Genomic DNA, 1546 nt, shown 5'->3' on the forward strand with positions numbered 1-1546 from the left:
CCATTGCACTCCACCTTTCTCGACATCAACCGGCATCGAGCGAAACTTAAGCATATAAAAAGGGTCGCCATTCCAACCAACACGCTCTTGGCGATAAAAAATAGGACCAGGCGAAGAGAATTTAACGCCCAATGCTACAACAGCCAAGATAGGTGATATCAACGTAAGGATCAAAAAAGAAATAAGACGATCCTCGGCTGCTTTTAATAGGCGACTCCAGCCCGTCATTGGGCTACAGCTAAGATCAAGCAAAAACAGGCTAGCAACGTTTGAAACGTTATGATTTATCAAGCGAAAATCACGCATATCAGGCATATAACGAACGTTACCTGTCGACAGGCTCAATGCAGACTGAACCGCTTTGACAGTTTCACCTTGTGCTAACGGTAGGCAAATCCAGACCTCCTGCTCATTATGCTCAATAGAAGAACCAGGCAGGTATTTTTCACTAGGCACACCGAAAAGCTCTTGGTCTTTATCTTCATCCGTGAGTAAAATTCGGCCGACATCGAACCCCGCCGAAGGGACGTCACGCAAATGATGGTAAGCCGTCGCACAAGAATGGGCATCGCCTATCAACATGACAGAACGTCTATTCCTACCCTGCGCTCTTAAGCGGTTTACTACAGGATAAGCTAACAAACGCAACATCACACAAAGCACTGCGGTTCCGCTTATCCAAGCGGACAACCACAATCGTGAGAAGCTCTCACCCAGTTTAGAAAAGAACAAAATAAAGGTGAGTGTCCCACCCACCACAAGGAAGGCTGACAATATCCTGAATACCAGCACGGCCTGAACACGTCCACGCCATGACTGATATACACCAAAATTGGGTAGCACCAAAGCAGATAAAAGAACGCCTACAATCAATCCCCATTCATAACGTTCTATCATCCACAAACTATCAAACCGCCACCAATAAGCCAGCCATCCGGCCAACAACACGATAGCAAGGTCCGTTAAGCGAACTACCGTATTGGTATAAGCGCCAAAGCCCATTAAAAGCTTTGTCCTATTCCTCATTAGAAACACCTTTAACCTAGAACTTTACACGATCAAAAAAAAGACTATTAATTTCGACCATAACGATCATCGAAACGCACAATATCGTCTTCGCCAAGGTAAGTTCCAGATTGAATTTCAATCAGTTCGAGTTGTACTACACCTGGGTTCTCAAGTGCATGCACTTGCCCAACGGGAATAAATGTCGACTCATTTTCGGTAACTAAGTAGGTAGTTTCTCCATTGGTCACCCTTGCCGTTCCAGAAACTACAACCCAATGCTCGGCGCGATGATGGTGCATTTGCACGGAAAGCTTGGCGCCTGGTTTAACGGTGATGCGCTTGACTTGATAACGGTGGCCATGATCCACCGAGTCGTAGATTCCCCAGGGGCGATACACTTCACGGTGGGCGGAATGCTCATCACGGCCCAATTCCTTGAGCTTGGCGACAATCTTTTTAACATCCTGCACTTTGTCTTTGTGCGCCACGAGGACGGCATCCTTGGTCTCGACTACCACCAAGTTGTCCACCCCCAACG

Annotated in this window: 2 protein-coding genes; both read right to left on the minus strand. The window is 46.9% G+C overall.

Annotated elements, in window-relative coordinates; genetic code table 11:
* Positions 1 to 1002, minus strand: a 1002-nt coding sequence (locus tag OP495_RS17715; RefSeq protein ID WP_280571086.1) for a sugar transferase, incomplete at its 3' end; no start/stop codon positions are given.
* A 71-nt stretch (positions 1003 to 1073) separates the two neighbouring features.
* Positions 1074 to 1546, minus strand: a 473-nt coding sequence (locus tag OP495_RS17720; protein ID WP_280571087.1) for a cupin domain-containing protein, incomplete at its 5' end; no start/stop codon positions are given.

It is taken from the genome of Chromohalobacter sp. 296-RDG, from assembly GCF_029889885.1.
Classification (GTDB): domain Bacteria; phylum Pseudomonadota; class Gammaproteobacteria; order Pseudomonadales; family Halomonadaceae; genus Chromohalobacter.